We start from the raw sequence: 1073 nt of genomic DNA, 5'->3' as shown, positions 1-1073 counted from the left end.
ACGAGCCGAGGAAGAATTCCTTGGCACCCAAGACCATCGCAATCAGTACGCCCTCGATATTACCGAGCACCCCAAAGGCAAGGGGTTCAATCGGTACGCGGGAGAACAATAGCCAGAAGTGCGCGCCGATCACCAAAAATAGGGCGCCTGTATATAGATAGGCGAGGTTACACGGGGTGCGGTCTTGTGCAGTCAGCGCCCTCTGTCGAGCATCGGCGCGGTCGGCTGCATTAGCCTTTGCCGTTTCGATGTCAGCCGTGATGCGCGTCTTTTCCAACTCAGCGGCAATACGCTGCAGCTCGACTTGGCTCTCGACGATCGATTCTTGAAACCGGTAGGCAAGTTCTGGGTTGGCTTGGATTGCAGCCAATGCCTGCTCTGGTGTGCTGGTGCCGGTGACCGTTTGGGCGATGTTGGCCACTTTCTGCGCAACCTGTTCGGCTCGGCTACCCCCAATCCATTGGGCGATTTGCGGCGCAAACTGCGCAAGGGCAAGAACAATCGGTAACATAATAGGCTCCTGCTACTCTTAATTTAGCTTTGGCTTGACATAAAATATTGGACATACATTTTGGGGAAAACGCTTAAAAGGTAGAACTAGAGATTTACGCACATAATTAGTGATAGCAATTGTGGCAATGACCCAGATCAACCAGCAGCAAGCTGCTGCTGGCAGAAACAATCATCACCTTTCGCTAGCGTCCCGGTAATTTTACCATCTCAACGGTGTATTTGCATTTTGTCCATCCACGACCGGAACTATGCCCTTTGGGGCTTCTCGCATGTGCTTGCAAAGTAATGGTTCGAGGTTGTGTAACGCCAGGAATAACATCGACGTAATCTGCCCATCCAATACGGCAATCGTTTTCAGAACCATTTTGTCCAGTGAACCCGCCCTTTAAAGATTTTTCCGCAAGAACATATCCTTCAGGAACAGTAATCCGACTCGTCTGTGAGTCGCAGCTATGTCTAGCACCGCTAGCATCAGTTCCTTCTGTTATACACTCAGCTACTATTTCCTGTATATCAGCGAAAGCGGAAATAGGAAAAATGGTTGAAAAGATTACGGATGC

At 50.0% G+C, this 1073-nt stretch carries 2 protein-coding genes; both read right to left on the bottom strand.

From position 1 onward, the window contains the following. On the bottom strand, window positions 1–511 hold a 511-nt coding region (locus KPG66_RS17175; RefSeq protein WP_237071652.1), incomplete at its 3' end, for a hypothetical protein. A gap of 184 nt (window positions 512–695) precedes the next feature. Beyond that, on the bottom strand, window positions 696–1073 hold a 378-nt coding region (locus KPG66_RS17170), incomplete at its 5' end, for a hypothetical protein (protein ID WP_237071651.1).

The sequence above is a fragment of the Mycetohabitans sp. B2 genome, from assembly GCF_021733735.1.
In the GTDB taxonomy this organism is placed as follows: domain Bacteria; phylum Pseudomonadota; class Gammaproteobacteria; order Burkholderiales; family Burkholderiaceae; genus Mycetohabitans; species Mycetohabitans rhizoxinica.
Note: the sequence above shows the minus strand (reverse complement) of the source record. Positions and strands in the feature narration are given on the sequence as shown.